18 protein-coding genes are annotated in these 17,075 nt (G+C 75.8%); 12 read left to right on the forward strand and 6 right to left on the reverse strand.

Annotation, left to right across the window (positions count from 1 at the left end; translation table 11 throughout):
• Positions 1-380 precede the first annotated feature (380 nt).
• The 4 genes from ABTZ03_RS38185 to ABTZ03_RS38200 all read left to right on the forward strand — a co-directional run bounded on the left by ABTZ03_RS38185 (position 381) and on the right by ABTZ03_RS38200 (position 3,743).
• Positions 381-1,268 (forward strand): BPL-N domain-containing protein, encoded by an 888-nt coding sequence (locus ABTZ03_RS38185; protein ID WP_350517805.1) that lies wholly within the window; start codon positions 381-383, stop codon positions 1,266-1,268.
• A gap of 240 nt (positions 1,269-1,508) precedes the next feature.
• Entirely contained in the window at positions 1,509-2,732 is a 1,224-nt protein-coding gene (locus ABTZ03_RS38190) for an FAD-dependent monooxygenase (protein WP_350517806.1), read from the forward strand.
• Between the two features lie 46 nt (positions 2,733-2,778).
• The gene (locus tag ABTZ03_RS38195; RefSeq protein ID WP_350517807.1) at positions 2,779-3,549 is read left to right on the forward strand and encodes a MerR family transcriptional regulator; all 771 of its coding nucleotides are present in this window, start codon (positions 2,779-2,781) and stop codon (positions 3,547-3,549) included.
• The gene (locus ABTZ03_RS38200; protein WP_350517808.1) at positions 3,546-3,743 is read left to right on the forward strand and encodes a hypothetical protein; all 198 of its coding nucleotides are present in this window, start codon (positions 3,546-3,548) and stop codon (positions 3,741-3,743) included. Before ABTZ03_RS38195 ends, ABTZ03_RS38200 begins: the two co-directional genes overlap by 4 nt.
• Before the next feature lie 20 nt (positions 3,744-3,763).
• Here ABTZ03_RS38200 and ABTZ03_RS38205 read toward each other — a convergent pair whose 3' ends face one another.
• Positions 3,764-4,180, reverse strand: a complete 417-nt coding sequence (locus tag ABTZ03_RS38205) for a VOC family protein (RefSeq protein WP_350517809.1) — start codon at positions 4,178-4,180, stop codon at positions 3,764-3,766.
• Between the two features lie 27 nt (positions 4,181-4,207).
• Complete coding sequence (locus ABTZ03_RS38210; RefSeq protein WP_350517810.1) at positions 4,208-4,615, reverse strand: helix-turn-helix transcriptional regulator; 408 nt, start codon at positions 4,613-4,615, stop codon at positions 4,208-4,210.
• Positions 4,616-4,727: 112 nt separating this feature from the next.
• Between ABTZ03_RS38210 and ABTZ03_RS38215 the strand changes: the two genes are divergently transcribed.
• The 3 genes from ABTZ03_RS38215 (at position 4,728) to ABTZ03_RS38225 (ending at position 7,372) form a co-directional block, all read left to right on the forward strand.
• Complete coding sequence (locus ABTZ03_RS38215; protein WP_350517811.1) at positions 4,728-5,843, forward strand: PP2C family protein-serine/threonine phosphatase; 1,116 nt, start codon at positions 4,728-4,730, stop codon at positions 5,841-5,843.
• A gap of 74 nt (positions 5,844-5,917) precedes the next feature.
• Positions 5,918-6,589 carry a carbonic anhydrase gene (locus ABTZ03_RS38220; RefSeq protein ID WP_350517812.1) on the forward strand — a complete coding sequence of 224 codons (672 nt, stop codon included), beginning with the start codon at positions 5,918-5,920 and terminating at the stop codon, positions 6,587-6,589.
• A gap of 147 nt (positions 6,590-6,736) precedes the next feature.
• Positions 6,737-7,372: a flavin reductase family protein gene (locus tag ABTZ03_RS38225; protein WP_350517813.1), complete on the forward strand. Its 636-nt coding sequence runs from the start codon at positions 6,737-6,739 to the stop codon at positions 7,370-7,372.
• 33 nt (positions 7,373-7,405) lie between these two features.
• Here the strand turns inward: ABTZ03_RS38225 and ABTZ03_RS38230 are convergent, their stop codons facing one another.
• The 3 genes from ABTZ03_RS38230 to ABTZ03_RS38240 form a co-directional block, all read right to left on the reverse strand.
• Positions 7,406-8,050, reverse strand: coding sequence for a hypothetical protein (locus ABTZ03_RS38230; protein WP_350517814.1), 645 nt, complete (start codon positions 8,048-8,050; stop codon positions 7,406-7,408).
• A 313-nt stretch (positions 8,051-8,363) separates the two neighbouring features.
• Positions 8,364-8,936, reverse strand: coding sequence for a methyltransferase family protein (locus ABTZ03_RS38235; RefSeq protein WP_350517815.1), 573 nt, complete (start codon positions 8,934-8,936; stop codon positions 8,364-8,366).
• Positions 8,937-9,092: 156 nt separating this feature from the next.
• Positions 9,093-13,070 carry a Pls/PosA family non-ribosomal peptide synthetase gene (locus tag ABTZ03_RS38240; RefSeq protein ID WP_350517816.1) on the reverse strand — a complete coding sequence of 1,326 codons (3,978 nt, stop codon included), beginning with the start codon at positions 13,068-13,070 and terminating at the stop codon, positions 9,093-9,095.
• A gap of 442 nt (positions 13,071-13,512) precedes the next feature.
• Between ABTZ03_RS38240 and ABTZ03_RS38245 the strand changes: the two genes are divergently transcribed.
• The 3 genes from ABTZ03_RS38245 to ABTZ03_RS38255 all read left to right on the forward strand — a co-directional run bounded on the left by ABTZ03_RS38245 (position 13,513) and on the right by ABTZ03_RS38255 (position 15,126).
• Positions 13,513-14,175 (forward strand): histone deacetylase, encoded by a 663-nt coding sequence (locus ABTZ03_RS38245; protein WP_350517817.1) that lies wholly within the window; start codon positions 13,513-13,515, stop codon positions 14,173-14,175.
• Positions 14,176-14,351: 176 nt separating this feature from the next.
• The gene (locus ABTZ03_RS38250; RefSeq protein ID WP_350517818.1) at positions 14,352-14,786 is read left to right on the forward strand and encodes a hypothetical protein; all 435 of its coding nucleotides are present in this window, start codon (positions 14,352-14,354) and stop codon (positions 14,784-14,786) included.
• 79 nt (positions 14,787-14,865) lie between these two features.
• Entirely contained in the window at positions 14,866-15,126 is a 261-nt protein-coding gene (locus ABTZ03_RS38255) for a hypothetical protein (protein WP_350517819.1), read from the forward strand.
• Between the two features lie 41 nt (positions 15,127-15,167).
• Here the strand turns inward: ABTZ03_RS38255 and ABTZ03_RS38260 are convergent, their stop codons facing one another.
• Positions 15,168-15,554: a DoxX family protein gene (locus ABTZ03_RS38260; RefSeq protein WP_350517820.1), complete on the reverse strand. Its 387-nt coding sequence runs from the start codon at positions 15,552-15,554 to the stop codon at positions 15,168-15,170.
• A 122-nt stretch (positions 15,555-15,676) separates the two neighbouring features.
• On the opposite strand from ABTZ03_RS38260, the gene sigJ reads away from it, so the two are divergent.
• Together sigJ and ABTZ03_RS38270 are read left to right on the forward strand one after the other, a co-directional pair.
• Positions 15,677-16,615 (forward strand): RNA polymerase sigma factor SigJ, encoded by a 939-nt coding sequence (gene sigJ, locus ABTZ03_RS38265; protein WP_350517821.1) that lies wholly within the window; start codon positions 15,677-15,679, stop codon positions 16,613-16,615.
• Between the two features lie 146 nt (positions 16,616-16,761).
• Positions 16,762-17,073, forward strand: coding sequence for a hypothetical protein (locus tag ABTZ03_RS38270; protein ID WP_350517822.1), 312 nt, complete (start codon positions 16,762-16,764; stop codon positions 17,071-17,073).
• Positions 17,074-17,075: the final 2 nt, after the last annotated feature.

The raw sequence follows: 17,075 nt of genomic DNA on the forward strand, positions 1-17,075 counted from the left end.
TACTTCCTCCCCCCCAACACCCCCGCGGCCGGCCGGCCCCTTTGGGGGGCGGCCTCCTGCACCGCCGACTTCGGCGCCCGCTGCCGCCCCCGGGGGCCGCCCCCCCCCCCGCCGCGCCCCCGGCCCCGGCCCCGGCCCCGGCCCCGGGCCACCACCCCCCGCCCCACCCCGGGCCACCCCACCCCGACCCCGGGCCACCACGCCCCCCGCCCCGGGCCGACCTCCCCGCAGCCCTCCCTCCCCCGCCGGTTCCGTCAACTGCCGCCCCCTCGTCACCCGATCAGGGGGGCTGGTGTGCGTGCTGGGACAGGAGGGACGTAGCGTCGTGGCGGCGGACGACGGACGGTGAACGGCCCCGGAGGGCGGCGGGAGTGCAGGTCATGAGGGTTGGACGGGGCGCGGCGGCAGCGGCGCTGGCGGCGGTGGTGCTGACGGCGACGGCGTGCGGGGCCCCCTCCCCGGGCGGCGGCGGGGACCGTGCCAGTGCCGCGCCCGACCAGGGGGGCAGGCCGGCACCGGACCCCGACGGCCGCCCGCTGGCCCTGGTCTACCGGGGCCCGGCGGCCTGCGACGGCTGCCCGGAGGCGGCGCACGACATGCTGGAGCACGACGGCTTCGCGGTGCGCTACATCGGCCCCAAGGAGCAGGACCGCTGGGGTCCGGACGCGCTGTCCGGCGTCGCGCTGTACGTGCAACCGGGCGGCACCAACGGGCAGGAGGTGACCACCGCCTGGCGCGGACTGCAGCGCGAGCCGGGCTTCTCCCCCGAGCTGGTGCGCGCCTACGTGCGCGGCGGCGGGCACTACCTGGGCCTGTGCATGGGCGGCTACCTGGCCGGCCGCAACCCCGGCTACGGCCTCCTGCCGGGCGACTCCGGGCAGTACATCAGCTCCGACGGCGCCACCGTCACCGACGAGGAGGACCACCTGGTCGACGTCTCCTGGCGCGGGCAGCCGCAGCGGATGTACTTCCAGGACGGCCCCTACTTCGACGTGCACGGCCCGGACGCCGACGTGCTGGCCCGCTACACCAACGACCGGGCCGCGGCCGTGGTCGCCTCCTACGGCGCCGGGCGGGTGGCGGTCAGCGGCCCGCACCCGGAGGCCCCCGCGGAGTGGTACCGGGACTACGACCTGCCGGACGAGTCGCAGACCGGCCTGGGCCTGGGCGAGGACCTGCTGCACACCCTGATGGGCACCTCCGCCTCCCCCACCGCCGCCACCCCCTCGACCGTCCCGCCCGCCTCCCCGACCGCCCCGACGTCCTGACCCCGACCCTGACCCTGACCCGCCCCTGATCCCACCCCGACCCGCCTCCGACACCGCCGCACGCACTAGTGCACCGCCGGACGCCACCGGACGCCGCCGACCTGCGCGAAGCCCCGCGCCAGGGCCGGGGAACCGCCCCCGAGCCGTCCCCGACCCGCCCTAGTGCACTAGGGCGCCACCCCCAAATAACCGCACTACAAGCCTTGTTGGGCCCAAAGCGTACGGCGTACGGTTGCGGACATGGAGAACACCGACATCCTCATCTCCGGCGCCGGCATCGCCGGCCCCGCCCTCGCCTACTGGCTGCGCCGCCACGGCTTCCGCCCCGTCGTCGTCGAGCGCGCCCCCGCCCCGCGCCCCGGCGGGCAGGCCGTCGACCTGCGCGGCGCCGGACGCACCGTCGTCGAGCGGATGGGCCTGATGGAGCGCACCCGCGCCCTGTGCGTGGAGCAGCGCGGCATCGCCCTGGTGGACCGCCGCGGCCGGCACACCGCCCGGATGCCCGTGGAGCTGTTCGGGGGCGAGGGCATCGTCTCCGAGATCGAGATCCTGCGCGGCGACCTCGCCGACCTGCTCCGGGAGGCCACCGACGGCGTCGAGTACCGCTACGGCGACAGCGTCACCGCGCTGGCCGAGGACGCCGACGGCGTCACCGTCCACTTCGAGAACTCCCCCGCCCGCCGCTTCGGCCTGGTCATCGGCGCCGACGGGCTGCACTCGGTGGTGCGGCGGCTGGCCTTCGCCCCCGGCGGCGGGCCGGAGGCGCACTACCGCCCGCTCGGCGGCTACCACGCCTGGTTCACCGTCCACGACCCGGCGTTCGCCCGGGAGTTGGACAGCTGGTTCCTGATGTACAACGCCCCCGGCGGGCTGGTCGCCTCCGCCCGGCCGGGCCGGCTGCCCGGCGAGGTCAAGGCCTCCCTGGGCTTCCGCTCCGACCCGCTGGCCCTGGACCGGCGCGACGGCGCCGCCCAGCGCCGGCTGCTCGCCGAGCGCTTCGCCGGCGCCGGCTGGGAGGTGGACCGGCTGCTCACCGGGATGGCCGGCGCGGACGACTTCGCCTTCGACTCCTTCGGCCAGATCCACCTCGACCACTACAGCCGCGGGCGCGTGGCCCTGCTCGGCGACGCCGGCTACAGCCCCAGCCCGCTCACCGGCCTGGGCACCAGCCTCGCCCTGGTCGGCGGCTACCTGCTGGCCGGCGAACTCGCCGCCGCCGCAGGCGACTTCCGCACCGCCTACGCCCGCTACGAGGAGCTGATGCGCCCCTACGTGGCCCGCGCCCAGGAGCTGCCGCCCGGCGGCGTGCAGGGCTACGCCCCGGACAGCGCCCTGATGATCCGCCTGCGCGCGGCCTCCATGCGCTGGATGGGCCGCTGGCCGCTGCGCCCGATCCTGGCCGCCCAGTTCGCCAAGGCCGGCGACATCGTCCTGCCCGACTACCCGCTGCCCGCCCACCGCTGAGCGGGGGACTTGAACCTCACGCCACGTCAGGAGGAATCCTGGTGCCATGCCCACCGAAGAACAGACCTGGAAGGTCGGCCCGCTCGCCGAGGCGAGCGGACTGACCGTACGCACCCTGCACCACTGGGACCAGATCGGCCTGCTGGCCCCCTCCCGGCGCACCGCCTCCGGCCACCGCGCCTACACCGAGCAGGACGTCGTACGGCTGTACCAGATCCTCGCGCTGCGCCGCCTGGGCCTGGGGCTGGAGACCGTCGCCACCTGCCTGGACGCCGGCGTCGACCCGCTGCGGCTGGTGCGCGAGCACCTGGCCGCCACCGACGCCTCGCTGGCCGCGCTGCACGACCTGCGCGAGCGCCTCGCCCGGCTGCACACCGATCTGGCCGCCGAACGCGAGCCCGGCACCGCCGACCTGCTGCGCCTGCTGCGGGCCGTCGGCGCCACCGGCCCGGCCGCCGACCGGGCGCTGCGCCGCCACCTCGACGACGACCAGCTGCACGCCCTCGCCGACCACGCCGCCGCGCTCGGCCCGGCCGCCCACTACCTGCTGGAGGTCGAGTGGCCCCAGCTCTACCGCCGCGCCGAGGAGCTGCGCCGCGCCGGCACCGACCCCGCCGACCCCCGGGTGCGGCGCGTGGTGGAGCGCCTGGACGAGCTCTCCCGGCTCTTCTCCGGCGGGGACGCCACCCTGTCCGCCGCCGTGCGCACCGCCTGGCGCGAGGACCCGGCCGCCCTGTCCGGCGACCCCCAGGCCCCCGCCGACGCCTGGGCCGACCTGCGCGCCTTCCTCGACCACGCCCGGCGGGCCGCGTCGTGATCCCCCGCCGTGTCCGCCTGCGCGTCGGCCTGTCGAGCACCCTGCCGGTCCTGGCCGTGGCCGCCCTGGCGCTGCCCCCGCTGGCCCTGGCCGGCCTGCTGCCCTGGTCCGTCCTGCCCGCCGTGGCCCTGGCCCAGGCCGTCCAGGCCTGCCTGGTCTTCCACCGCCTCGGCCGCGGGGCGAACCACCCCTGAGCGCCCCGGTCGGGCCGGGCCTACGCGGCGCGCGGCTGGTTGAAGCGCAGCATGTTGCCCGCCGGGTCGCGGAAGGCGCAGTCGCGGACGCCGTAGGGCTGGTCCATCGGTTCCTGGAGGACCTCGGCGCCGGCGGCGCGGATGCGCTCGAAGGTGGCGTCGCAGTCGTCGGTGCGGAAGATGACGCCGCGCAGCAGGCCCTTGGCGAGGAGTTCGGCGGCGGCGCGGCGGTCGTCCTCGGAGGCGTGCGGGTCGGCCAGCGGGGGTTCCAGGACGATCTCGACGCCGGGCTGGTCGGGCGAGCCGACGGTGACCCAGCGCATCCCCTCGAAGCCGACGTCGTTGCGGACCTCGAAGCCGAGGACGTCGCGGTAGAAGGCCAGCGCCTTGTCGTGGTCGTCGACGGCGATGAAGCACTGCGCGAGTTCGATGCTCATGCCGGTCAAACTAGCGGGAACCAGCCCTCACGTCCGCCGGACCGGGCGGGTGCGGATCTTGGCGACGCAGGCGGGGATCGGTTCGCCGTCGGCGTGGTCGCGGGCGCGGTAGGCGCTGGGGCTCTCGCCGACGAGTTCGGTGAAGCGGGTGCTGAAGGAGCCCAGCGAGGTGCAGCCGACCGCCATGCAGACGTCGGTGACGCTCAGGTCGCCGCGCCGCAGCAGGGCCTTGGCCCGTTCGATCCGGCGGGTCATGAGGTAGCTGTACGGGGTCTCCCCGTAGGCGGTGCGGAAGCTGCGGGAGAAGTGGCCCGGGGACATCAGGGCGGTGGCGGCCAGCGCGGGCACGTCCAGCGGCTGGTCGTAGTCGCGGTCCATCCGGTCGCGGGCCCGGCGCAGCCGGACGAGGTCGTCGAGGGGCACTCGGGTGGGCATACCGGCAACCGTACCGAGCGCCGCCGACAGGCCTGCCCCGCCCGGTGACCGTCCTCCCCCGCCCGGCGGCGGCCCGCTCGCGCCGGCCGGTCGGGGCCGACCACCCTGGAGGGTGGCCTCCGACGACGAACCGTCCGCTCCGCGCGCGCCCGGCAACCGGGCGGTGGCGCTGGGGGTGCTGGCCGCCACCGTGCCGGTGCTGCTGGCGCAGGCGGCCAGCGGCGCGGGTTCGCGGCTGGTGCTGCTGCTGGTGTTCGTGCCCGCGCTGCTGGCGGGTCTGGGCACGGTGGCGCAGACGGTGGCGGCCTCGGTGTGGGTGACGGCGGTGGTGGCGGTGCACTCGGCGCTGTACCCGCCCGCCGACCTGCCGGCCCGGCTGGGCACCCTGCTGGGGGTGGTGGCCGCCGAGGCCGTCGTGATCGCGCTGTGCGCCCGGCGGGTGCGGCGCGAGCGGCGGCTGTTCCGGATGCGCCAGAGCGCGGTGGCCCTGCAGCGCCAGCTGCTGCGCCCGCTGCCGGTGCGCACGGCGGAGCTGGAGCTGTTCGGGCTGTACCGGCCGGTGGAGGAGGACACCCTGATCGGCGGGGACCTGTACGACGTGGCGGACACCCCGTTCGGTACCCGGGTGCTGGTGGGCGACGTGCAGGGCAAGGGCCTGCGGGCGATCGGCACGGGCTTCGCGGTGCTGAGCGCCTTCCGGGAGGCGGCGTTCCGGGAGGCGGAGCTGACGGCCGTGGCGGACGCGCTGGAGGCGGCGGTGGGGCGGCACAACGCCTATGCGGCGCAGGGCGGGGAGCCGGAGCGGTTCGTCACCGCGACGGTGCTGTGCGTCCGGCGGGACCGGGACGGGCGGACGCGGGTGCGGGCGGTGGACTGCGGTCACCTCGCGCCGTGCCTGCTGCACGCCGACGGCCGGGTGGAGGCGGTCGAGCTGCCCGCCGGGGTCCCGCTGGGCCTGGCGGACCTGGTCGGCGAGCCGCGCGCGGTGGGGTGCTTCGCGCTGCCCGCGGACGGGGTGCTGGTGCTGCTGACCGACGGCATCACCGAGGCCCAGGACGCCTCCGGCGCCTTCTACCCGGCCGAACGCGGCCTGGCCGAGCTGGCGGGCGCGGGCGCGGGGGCCGAGGCCCTGCCGGAGGCCCTGGACGGGCGGGCCCGGCGGTGGAGCGGCGGGCGCAGCCGTGACGACGTCACCGTGCTGGCCCTGCGCCGGGCGGGCGGCCCCTGAGCGCGGGCGGCCCCCGGCTGCAGCCGCCAGGCCCCCGGCTGCGGCCGCCACCAGCGGCGATCTAGGGTGGCCGCATGATCTCTTCTCCGATATCCGGCCCGACCCCCGACCCGGTGTCCGACCCGATCTCCGACCCCGCCGAGGCCCTGCGGGTGCTGCTGGAGGGCAACGTCCGGTTCGTCGACGGCAGCCCCGAGCACCCCAACCAGGACGCCGGGCGGCGGGCGGCGCTGGCCCCGGCGCAGAAGCCGTTCGCGGTGCTGTTCGGCTGTTCGGACTCCCGGCTGGCCGCCGAGATCATCTTCGACCGGGGCCTGGGCGACCTGTTCGTGGTGCGCACCGCCGGGCACGTGACCGGCGCGGAGGCGCTGGGCAGCATCGAGTACGGGGTGGCGGTGCTGGACTGCCCGCTGGTGGTGGTGCTCGGCCACGACTCCTGCGGCGCGGTGGCGGCGGCCCTGGACTCGCTGGAGCAGGGCCGGCTGCCGGGCGGCTTCGTGCGGGACGTGGTGGAGCGGGTGACGCCGAGCGTGCTGTCGGCGCGGGCGGCGGGCATCGAGGACCCGGACGCGATCGTGGACGAGCACATCCGCCAGACCGTGGACCTGCTGGTGGAGCGCTCCCAGCTGCTGGCCGCCCGGGTCGCGGAGGGGCGGGTCGCGGTGGTGGGCCTGTCCTACCGGCTGCGCGACGGCCAGGCCCGTACCGTCGCCGTCCGCGGCGTGGAGCACCCCGGCCTGGACTGAGGCCCCGGGCGCGGGACCTGACGAGGGCCCGGGCGGCGCGGGAACTGGACGTCCGATCCCCGCCAGCGCCGGTGCGCGGGCGGGGGCAGAGTCGGTGGCCGACAGCGGATCAACCCGGCTCACCAACCCGCAAGGACGGCTCCTCCCGTGCACAAGGTCACCGATCTCAAGGTCCTCTACTTCGGCACCCCGGTGGTGCTGATCGGCTCGCGCAACGAGGACGGCGGCGCCAATCTGATGCCGATGTCCTCGGCCTGGTGGCTGGGCCACACCTGCGTGCTGGGCCTGGGCAACAGCTCCCAGACCTCGGTCAACCTGCGCCGCGAGGGCGAGTGCGTGCTCAACCTGCCCTCGGCGGCGCAGGTCGACGCGGTCGACCGGCTCGCGCTGCTGACCGCCAGTCCGGACATCTCCGACCACCGGCGCGCGCAGGGCTACCGCCACGAGCGGGACAAGTTCGGCGCCGCCGGGATGACCGAGCTGCCCGGGGAGCTGGTGCGGGCGCCGCGCGCGGCCGAGTGCCCGGTGCAGCTGGAGTGCCGGCTGGAGGAGGCCCGGCCGCTGGCGGGCAACGAGGGGTGCACCGCCTTCGAGGTCACCGTGGTGCGCGCGCACGTGGACGAGCGCCTGCTGGTGCCGGGCAGCGACCACTACGTGGACCCGGTCGGCTGGGACCCGCTGATCATGAAGTTCTGCGAGTTCTTCGGCGAGGGCCGGCGGCTGACCCCCTCGCGGCTGGCCGAGGGCTGGCGGATGCCCGGCCGGCTGCCGGCCGCGGTCTGACGGACGCTGCCCGACGGACGGCTCGAAGGGGCGTCAGGCCGGGATGGTCTCCCCGCAGGAGTCGCACACCCGGGTCGCGGGCAGCTGGAGGAAGCAGGTCGGGCAGATCGCCGGCGGGCGCTCCGCCGCCGCGGTGGCGGAGGTCTTGGCGGCGCTCCTGGCGCCGGTGGAGCCGGTGGCGGCGGCGGCCTTGCGGCGGGTGACCGTGGTCGTCAGCCGCGGCGCCAGCGCCGGGATGCCGCCGTCCTCGGGCAGGTCGGCGCCGAAGTGCCGGTAACAGGCCAGCCGGGCGGCGGCGGCGTGCTGCTCGCGGTCCATCTCGTCCAGGATCGGCGGCTGCCCGGCCACCGCCAGCACGTCCTGGTAGCCCGCGCCGACCATGCCGTCGGTGGCGTGCACCACCAGCGCGGTCAGCGGCGGGTCGCCGCGCCGGTGGGCCTCGCGCACCACCAGGGCCAGCACCTTGCCGATCCAGTGCCGCTGGTTGACGCTGGTGCGCACCCCGGAGGCCTGCTGGACGGCCTCGGCGAGGTCGGCGTAGGTGATCACCGCGTGGTAGCGGCGCGCCACGTCCACCAGGGCGGGGTAGGCCGCCCTGGTCCACACGATGTGGGCCTGGCTGACGGCGACGACCGTGCCGTCCGAGTCCCGCCAGTAGCCCCGCTGCTGCTGCGCCATCCGTCCGCCCCTGTCCCGTTCCGCCTGCTCGGCCCCCGCCGGGAGCGAGGCTACCCCGCGCGGGTGTCCGGTTTCCTGTCGGGGGCCGACGGGCGGGTGGGCGAAACGGGACGGGAACGGCATCCGGGCACCGGGGCTTGACTTCAAGTCCTGTTGAAGTCGTCCAATGGGTGCCGATCGCAGCCGTACGGGCTTCCGCGGTCGATGCCCCGCCCGTACGGAACACGGACCGGGGCCGGGGCCGCCGCCCGTCCTGATCGTGCCGGTGGCGGCCCCGGCCCTTGTCACCCGCCCGGCGCGTTCGGACGCCCCGTCACCACAGGCCCGGGACCAGGCGTTTGCGGGTGCGCGCGTAGGAGCGGTAGCGCTCGCCGAGGTCGCGCAGCAGGGCGCGCTCCTCCACCCGGATCCGGTACACCACCGCGACGGTGACGGCCGTGAGCAGGGCGAGCAGCGCGAGCCAGTTGCCGATCACCAGGCCCACTCCGGCGACGGCGAGCAGCAGCCCGGTGTAGCTCGGATGGCGGACGTGGCGGTAGGGGCCGGTGTCGATCACCGGCTGGTCGGCGCTGGTGCGCACGGTGAAGGTGAAGTACCGGCCCAGCGTGTGGAAGGACCAGCCGCGCAGCGCCAGGCCGCACCACCACAGCGCCAGCCCGGCCCAGGCCCAGCCGCGCCCGAGATCGGCCTGCGGCACCCCGGCCGTCAGCGCGTAGGCGGCGCCGAACCCGGCCGTCCCCAGGAGCTGCAGCATCCCGGCACCGCCGTGCGCGGCCGCGCGGGCCTCCGGCCGCCGGCGGCGCGACTGCCGCGCCTCCGCGACCAGCCACACCACCGCGGTCGCCACCACCAGCGCGTGGAACTCCGCACCCGGCCGGTACTGCACACCTCCCACGGTACGGTCCGGCGCCCGGGGGCGGCCGCGGTCTTCACAGTTGCCGTGGCCATGCCCGCCGTCCTGCCAAGCGCGGGCAAAACGAAGCGGTGCGGTCACGGGGTGAACCGTGACCGCACCGCTACCTGATCGACTGCTCCGAGTGGGCTAGTTCACACCCGCCCGCCTGCGGCCGCGGGCCGCGCGGCGGCCGGCCGGCGGGACGGGGTCGCCGCTCCAGGCGGCGACCGGGTTGCCGAGCCAGCGGGTGTCGCCGGGGACGTTCTCGCCGCGCATCACCAGGGAGGCCGGGCCGACCGTGGTGGTGTCGCCGAGGGAGGAGTTGAGCAGCACGATCGAGTGCGGCCCGGTGGTGGAGCCGCTGCCCAGGTGGACCGGGCCCAGGCGCATCACCCGGTCGTGGAACAGGTGGGTCTGCAGCACGGTGCCGCGGTTGACGCTGGCGCCCGCCCCGACGGTGACCAGGTCGCTCTCGGGCAGCCAGTGGGTCTCGCACCAGGCGCCGCGCCCGATCCTGGCGCCGAGGCTGCGCAGCCACAGGTTCAGGTACGGGGTGCCGGTCATGGCGCCGCCGCCGAAGGGCATGGCGAGTTCCTCGACGAAGGTGTCGTAGAGCTCGTTGCGCCAGACGAAGGACGACCACAGCGGGTGCTCGGCGACCCGGAAGCGTCCGACCAGCAGCCACTTGGCGAGGGTGGCGATGGCGCAGGCCACGACGGCGGCGGCGACCAGCACCAGGCCGGCCGCGCCGACGGCGGTGCCGAGCCCGTAGTCGTCCCGGATCGCCTGGAGGGCGGCGAAGATCAGGTCGGCCAGCAGGGCGGCGATGAGGATCGGCAGGAGCCGGCAGACCTCGACGGCGGCGCGGGCCCACATCAGGCGCCGGGGCGGGTCGTAGGTGCGGGCCTCGCCGCCGGTGTCGGCCACCCGGGGCAGCGCGAAGGCGGGCCGGCCCAGCCAGGAGGAGCCCTCGGGGGCCTGGGCGGGGGTGTCGGAGAGCACGCCGACCAGGGAGTTGTCCGGCAGCGAGCGGTCGGGGCCGACGATGCCGGAGTTGCCGACGAAGGAGCGGCGTCCGACGTGGGCGCGGCCCAGGCGCAGCCAGGTGCCGCGCAGCTCGTAGGGGGCCACCAGGGTGTCGTCGGCCAGGAAGGCGCCGTCCTCGACCCGCATCAGGCTCGGCAGGGCGAGCACGGTGGAGGCCTCCACGCGGTGGCCGATGCGCGCGCCGAGCAGGCGCAGCCACACCGGGGTGAAGAGGCTCGCGTAGAAGGGGAACAGGGTGCGGCGGGCGCCGTCGCTGAGGTGGGAGACCGCCCAGGCGCAGAAGGCGACCTTGCCGGTGGCCGGGTGGTGGCCCGGGCGCAGCGGGAGCGAGAAGAGCCGGATCTGCAGGGCTATCAGCGTGGCGTAGCAGAGGAAGGACAGCAGGGTCAGCGGCACGGTCAGCGGCAGCACCCGGAGCAGGATGTCGGCCAGGGTGCGGGTGCCGTCGGCCATCGGGTAGACGATGAACAGGGCCGGCAGGGCGGCGATGACCGGGGTGAGGCCGAAGAGCACGAAGGCGAGGCCGTAGGCGGGGTTCCAGGCCCGGGAGGCCTTGGCGGGGCCGGCGGGCCAGGGGGTGCGGGCCTCGCCGGAGGGGCGGGCCGGGGAGCCGTGCCAGTGTTCGCCGGGCGGGACGGTGCCGGTGACGCAGCTGCCGGGGGCGATCTCGGCGTCGGCGCCGATGCGGGCGCCGGGCATCAGGGTGGCGCGGTGGCCGATGCTGGCGCCCTCGCCGATGTCGATGTGGCCGAGCTGGAGGATGTCGCCGTCCAGCCACCAGCCGGCGATGTCGGCCTCGGGTTCGAGGGTGGCGCCGTTGCCGATCCGGGCCAGGCCGGTGACGGGGGGCGCGGTGTGCAGCTGGACGCCCTTGCCGACGCGGCAGCCGAGCATCCGGGCGTAGCGCGGGGCCCAGGGGGTGCCGGAGAGGTTGCCGGTGCCGAACATGGCGGTGTAGCGCTCGGCGGCCCACAGCCGCAGGTGGACCTGGCCGCCGCGGGGGTGGCTGCCGGGTCGGATGCCGGCGGTGATCAGGCGGGCGCCGGCGGCGGCGACCAGGGTGCGGCCGGGGGCGGTGAAGAAGAGGGCGGCGCCGGCGGCGACCGGCCACCAGGAGCTGTGCGGGGCCCAGGGGATGTTGCTGCCCAGGAGGTTGTCGACGGCGATCAGGACGACGACCCAGCGCAGTCCGGACAGGGCGAACATGGCCAGCAGCATCAGGGTCTGCCAGAACCCGGCGCTGCGCGGGGTGGGGCGCACCCGGCGGGCGGGTCCGGCGGTCGCGGCGGCTTCCGGCCCTGCCGCGGCCGCCTGGGCCCGGGGGGCCGGGGCGAGCGAGTCGAGGTAGCCGGCGAGGTCGCCGAGTACCGGGTGGGCGTAGAGGTCGGCGACGGAGACGCCGCCGTGGCGGGTGCGCAGTTCGGAGACCAGGCGGGCGGCGGTGAGGCTGGAGCCGCCGAGGGCGAAGAAGTCGTCGCCGCTGCCGGGGGCCATGCCGAGCAGGCGCTCCCACTGGGTGGCGAGCCAGCCGGCGGTGCCCTCCAGGGTCTCGGCGGGGCGGTCGGCGCCGCCGCTGGTGGCCAGCGGCCAGGGCAGGGCGTTGCGGTCGACCTTGCCGGAGGTCTTGGTGGGCAGGGAGTCGACCACGGCGAGGACGGGCACCAGCGGGGCGGGCAGGCGCTCCAGCAGCTGCTGGCGGGCGTCGGCCAGGTCGGGGGTGGTGCCGGGCTGGGCGACCAGGTAGCCGACCAGCAGGTCGGCGCCGGCCGGGGTCTTGCGCACGGCGGCGGCCGCGGCGCGGATGCCGGGCAGGGCCTGGAGGGCGGAGTCGATCTCGCCGAGTTCGATGCGGCGGCCGCCGAGTTTGATCTGGTCGTCGGCGCGGCCGAGGAAGACCAGGCCCTCGGGGTCGTTGCGGACCAGGTCGCCGCTGCGGTAGACGCGCGGGGAGGCGATCGCCGGGTGGGGGCTGTACTTCTCGGCGTCCTTGGCGGGGTCGAGGTAGCGGGCGGTGCCGATGCCGCTGATCAGCAGTTCGCCGCTCTCGTACCAGGGCACGGGGTGGCCGGCCTGGTCGACGACGGCGATCTCCCAGCCGTCCAGCGGGGCGCCGATGCGCACCGGCTCGCCGGGCAGCATCCGGGCGGCGGTGGCGACCACGGTGGTCTCGGTGGGGCCGTAGGTGTTCCAGAACTCGCGGCCGGGCACGGCCAGGCGCTCGACCAGTTCGGCCGGGCAGGCCTCGCCGCCGACGATGATCAGGCGCACCTGGTCCAGGCACTCCTGCGGCCACAGGGCGAGCAGGGTGGGCACGGTGGAGATCGCGGTGATCCGGCGGCTCACGAGCCAGGGGCCGAGGTCGGTGCCGGCCTTGACCAGGGAGCGGGGGGCCGGGACCAGGCAGGCGCCGTGGCGCCAGGCCAGCCACATCTCCTCGCAGGAGGCGTCGAAGGCCACCGACAGGCCCGCGAGGACGCGGTCGCCGGGGCCCAGCGGCTGGGAGCGCAGGAAGATCCGGGCCTCGGCGTCGACGAAGGCCGCGGCGCTGCGGTGGGTGACCGCCACGCCCTTGGGGCGGCCGGTGGTGCCGGAGGTGAAGATGATCCAGGCGTCGTCGGCCGGGGTGGGCCAGGCGGGGCGTCCGGAGGGGCTGGCGGCGGAGCCGGCGGCCAGTCGGCGCTCGGCGCCCAGGACGGCGCAGACCTGGGCGTCCTGCCAGATCATCTCGGCGCGCTCGTCGGGGTCGTCGGCGTCCACCGGCACGTAGGCGGCACCGCAGCGCAGCACGGCGAGGATGGCGACGTACAGGTCGGCGGTGCCGGAGGGGATGCGTACGCCCACCCGGTCGCCGGTGCCGATGCCGTGGCCGGCCAGCACGCCGGCGAGGGCGTCGACCTCCTGCAGCAGCGTTCTGTAGTCGAGCACCGCGTCGCCGGTGTCCAGGGCCGGCGCGTGCGGGTGCGCATCGGCCGTGGCGGCGATGACGTCGAGGAGACTGCGCGGGTGTGCGGGCTGGGCCACCGGCCAGCCCGCGGCCTGCCCGGGGTCGGGTCGGTGCAGCGTGCGTGGGCCAGCCATCTCGTGGCGTGCGTCCATAGGGGTGGGTTCCTCGGCTCCGTTTGTCCTGGGAGGCGCGTTTGGCTTGCTACGTGCTGTGACGCCGTTGTCACGTGGTGGGGCGCGCCCACTCACCATGACTCCACTGTGCGTCTGCTGGATGCAGTGAAGGTGCGGTCAAAGAGAATTCTCATCATCGATGCCAATCGGCCCTATGACGATGCGATTCGAATGTCGATTCGGAGATTTCCGTGTGTTTTCGCTGGTGAAGGCTAGTCAGTGAAAACCGGAGGGGTGTGACGTCGAAGGGAAGAGTGATGAACACCATGGCGTCCGGAACGGTACCGGTAGTGAGGGGTTGGCTACCGAATCGGGGGGTTTTGGTCGGATGCTCGTCCCGTTCACGTCGGTCTCACGTTTGTGTGAGACTCTCCAGCCGCCGTCCAACAATCGGACCATTCCTGTGAAGACGGTGGGGACCGGGGTGGTCGGTTCCGGACCGGACGGCGGGATTCCACTCCTCTGGTACGCGGCGTACGGGTCCAACCTGCACGCCGCCCGCTTCGCCTGCTACCTGTACGGCGGCCGTCCGGAGGGCGCGGCCCTCGGCTGCCCGGGCTGCCGCGACCGCCGCCCGCCCCGCGCGACCGCCGCCCTCACCCTGCCCGGCACCCTCTACTTCGCGGGCTCCTCCCCCCTCTGGGGCGGCGCCACCGCCTTCTACGACCCGGCCGGCCCCGGGCCGGTGCCCGCCCTGGCCTACCTCCTCACCCCCGGCCAGTTCAGCGACGTCGCCGCCCAGGAGATGCACCGCCCGCCGGGCGCCGACCTCGACCTCACCCGGGTCCTGGCCACCGGACGCGACCGGACCGGACCGGGCCGCTACGAGACCCTGCTGCGCGTCGGGTCACTCGGGGGGCGCCCGGTGCTCACCTTCACCTCCCCCACCGGTCTCGCCTCCTCCGTCCGCCTGGGCGCCCCGACCGGCGCCTACCTGCGCACCCTGGGCGCCGGGCTGGCGGAGGCCCACGGATGGGGGCCGTGGAGCGCCGCCGGGTACCTCGCCACCCGGCCGGGCGCGGCGGGGCACTGGACGGTGGCGGCGGTGGCGGCGCTGCTGGGGTGAGGCGGGGACCGTCCGGGGGCGGTGGCAGGAAGTACCGGGACGGGGGATCCCCCGGCCGGGGCCCGCACCCGTGCGGGTGACGTCGCCCGGGGTGCGGTGGCGACGGGGGCGCCGGGTCCGGGGCGGGCCGGATAACCGGGTGCCCGGGGGCCGGGGCCTGTGCCATCCTCGGGCCCGTGCCCGCCCGCAACCGCCGCCTGCCGCGCCACCTTTCGTGGCCCCTCACCCCGACCGACCTGCGCGAGGCCCTCGGCGCGCCGGAGGCGCAGGAGCCGGACGCCGCCGACGTGCACTTCGGCACGCTCCCGCCCGGTGACGGACACCTACTGACGGTCAGTTGGGAACCACGGCCCTCCTCCAACTACACCTTCAGCGGCACCCGCCCGTCCTGGTGGAACCACGTGCGGATCAGCGTCGGCACCGTCCCGGGCACAGAACGCGCCGCCACACGGCACGCCCTGCGGCAGACCGCCCTGCCCGAGCTCGCCGCCTGGATCCACGCGGCCCGGCGGGCACCCGAGGCCTGGCGGCTGTCCGCGCACCGCCGCTCCTGGCTGCTCACCGGCGACGGTGTCACCCACTGCGGCGACGCACCGCCGCCGCCGCGCTGACCACGGCCCCTGAGCCGTCAGACCGTCCGAAAACGCCCTGCCGTGCGGGCGGTTGGGGCCGACCCGCTACCGTGCCGCCATGTCCGACTACCACACCCACGCCACCCGGGCCGAGACGATCCTCGCGCAGCTCCAGTCGAAGGTCCTGGGCATCACCCCCGAGATCCGGGTCGAGATGGCCCAGGTCGAGGCGATCCTCGCGCTCGCGGCCGCCGTCGCCGGGCGCACCGGCGCCCCGCCCCAGCCCCCGGGCCCGCAGGTCCCGCCGCCGCACCCCCCGCGCCAGCCGGCCCCGGCCCCGTTCCCGCCGCCCAACGACCAACGGTGGCCGGGCCGCTGACCGCACCCGGGCGAGGAGCCGGGTCAGGGCGATGAGCCGGGTCAGGCCGGGAACGGCGCGGGCCCCAGCCGCCCCCAGGCGACGAAGGCGGCCAGCAGGAGGTAGAGCACGTCCACCGCCGCCAACGGGTACTCCCCACGCCGCACCCGCACCGCGGCCGCACCGGCCATCAGCAGCACCAGCCCGAGCGCGGCCAGCGGCACCAGCACCGGCGCGACGCCGACCAGCCCCGGCAGCACCAGCCCCGCCGCGGCCAGCACTTCGACGGCGCCGATCGCCTTCACCGCGCCGGCGCCGAAGTCCTCGACCCAGCGGGCGCTCGCGCCGACGGCGGCGATCCGCGCCTTCGGCACCAGCACCTTGAAGGCGCCGCCGAGCAGGTAGGCGGCGGCCAGCAGGGCGGTGACGGTCCACAGTGCGGGGTTCATGCGTGCTCCTCGGTACGTTGTCCGCTGCTGCCCTCCAGGACAGGGCAGCAGCGCGGCCCGTGACAGCCGCCGCTGTGAGGCGCGCCACCCCGCGAGGGGCGGCGCAGAGGGAGGGGCGTTCCATGGCCGGTCCGACGGATGTGGCGGAGGCGGCCGGCTACCGGCCGCTGCTGTTCTCGATCGCCTACGGCATGACGGGCTCGGTCGGCGACGCCGAGGACCTCGTCCAGGACACGTTCCTCAACCTCACCCGCGCCGAACAGGCCGGCACCACCGTCACCAACCTCAAGGCGTACCTGACCACGTCGGTCACCCGACTGGGCATCAACCACCTGGACTCGGCCCGGGTGCGGCGCGAGCGCTACGTCGGGGAGTGGCTGCCCGAGCCCGTGGTCGCCTTCGCCGACCGCCCCGACGACGCCCCGGCCGAGCACGCCGAACTGGCCGACTCGCTGTCGATGGCCTTCCTGCTGATGCTGGAGGCCCTCTCCCCGGTGGAGCGGGCGGTGTTCCTGCTGCGCGAGGCCCTCGGCTACGACTACCCGGAGGTCGCGCGGCTGACCGGCAAGTCCGAGGCCAACTGCCGTCAGATCCTCGCCCGCGCCCGCAAGCACCTGGCCGCCGGCCCGGACGCCCCTGCCGTGTCCGGGCGGCGCGCGGAGGGCGACGAACTCGCCCGCCGCTTCTTCGAGGTGGCCGACGGCGGGGACCTCTCCCAGCTGCTGGGCCTGCTCGCCCCCGACGTGGTCTTCCACGGCGACGGCGGCGGCAAGGGGCAGTCGGTCGGCAAGGCGGTCACCGGCCTGGAGCGCGTCCTGCGGGTGCTCGCCTTCGGCTTCGGGCGCAACCGCGAACTGGGCATCACCCGGCGCCTCGCCCTGGTCAACGGCCGCCCCGGCGCGGTCTCCTACGACCCGCAGGGGCGCGTCGTCTCCGTCCTGGAGCTGCACGTCGTCGACGGCGCGATCCGCGCGCTGCACGCCGTGTCCAACCCGGACAAGCTCGCCCACCTGGGTGAGGTCTCCGATCTGGGGCTTCGGCAGCGGCCACGGGAGCGGTAGGCATACGAATCCCGATCGGGTGAACCGCCGTCCCCCGTCGTGGCGACGGGGCCCGGCGGGGGTAACCCGTCAGCTGGAGCGCAGGGCCCGTACCGGTGCGGGCCCTGCGCTCCGTGATCCCTCTCCCTCTCCCCCAGGAGTCCCCCATGCGTCTGCGCTCCCGCGCGCTGCTGGCCGTCACGGCCGGCGTGCTCGCCCTGTCCTTCGTCAACCTGTCCAGCGCCTCCGCCGCCCCCGGCTACGTGCGGATGGACCGCGCGCTGCTGCACATCGACATCGCCGACCCGAAGGCCGGGCAGTGCTACTCCGGCCTCGGCGAGGGCACCGAGATCACCAACTTCACCACCGGCACGATCCTGCTGTTCCCCGACAAGAACTGCACGGCGCGCGTCTTCGAGCCGCTGGACGCGGGCGAGTCCCGGACCGCGAACGTCGGCAGCTTCCTGCCGCTGGACTGACG

This window comes from Kitasatospora sp. NPDC096077 (assembly GCF_040303245.1).
Classification (GTDB): Bacteria; Actinomycetota; Actinomycetes; order Streptomycetales; family Streptomycetaceae; genus Kitasatospora.

What these genes read in the sequence shown, in the direction of transcription:
- ABTZ03_RS38185 (WP_350517805.1), top strand. Translation starts at nt 381, where the DNA reads ATGAGGGTTGGACGGGGCGCGGCGGCAGCGGCGCTGGCGGCGGTGGTG.
- ABTZ03_RS38190 (WP_350517806.1), top strand. Translation starts at nt 1,509, where the DNA reads ATGGAGAACACCGACATCCTCATCTCCGGCGCCGGCATCGCCGGCCCC.
- ABTZ03_RS38195 (WP_350517807.1), top strand. Translation starts at nt 2,779, where the DNA reads ATGCCCACCGAAGAACAGACCTGGAAGGTCGGCCCGCTCGCCGAGGCG.
- ABTZ03_RS38205 (WP_350517809.1), bottom strand. Translation starts at nt 4,180, where the DNA reads ATGAGCATCGAACTCGCGCAGTGCTTCATCGCCGTCGACGACCACGAC.
- ABTZ03_RS38210 (WP_350517810.1), bottom strand. Translation starts at nt 4,615, where the DNA reads ATGCCCACCCGAGTGCCCCTCGACGACCTCGTCCGGCTGCGCCGGGCC.
- ABTZ03_RS38220 (WP_350517812.1), top strand. Translation starts at nt 5,918, where the DNA reads ATGATCTCTTCTCCGATATCCGGCCCGACCCCCGACCCGGTGTCCGAC.
- ABTZ03_RS38230 (WP_350517814.1), bottom strand. Translation starts at nt 8,050, where the DNA reads ATGGCGCAGCAGCAGCGGGGCTACTGGCGGGACTCGGACGGCACGGTC.
- ABTZ03_RS38240 (WP_350517816.1), bottom strand. Translation starts at nt 13,070, where the DNA reads ATGGCTGGCCCACGCACGCTGCACCGACCCGACCCCGGGCAGGCCGCG.
- ABTZ03_RS38255 (WP_350517819.1), top strand. Translation starts at nt 14,866, where the DNA reads ATGTCCGACTACCACACCCACGCCACCCGGGCCGAGACGATCCTCGCG.
- ABTZ03_RS38260 (WP_350517820.1), bottom strand. Translation starts at nt 15,554, where the DNA reads ATGAACCCCGCACTGTGGACCGTCACCGCCCTGCTGGCCGCCGCCTAC.
- sigJ (WP_350517821.1), top strand. Translation starts at nt 15,677, where the DNA reads ATGGCCGGTCCGACGGATGTGGCGGAGGCGGCCGGCTACCGGCCGCTG.
- ABTZ03_RS38270 (WP_350517822.1), top strand. Translation starts at nt 16,762, where the DNA reads ATGCGTCTGCGCTCCCGCGCGCTGCTGGCCGTCACGGCCGGCGTGCTC.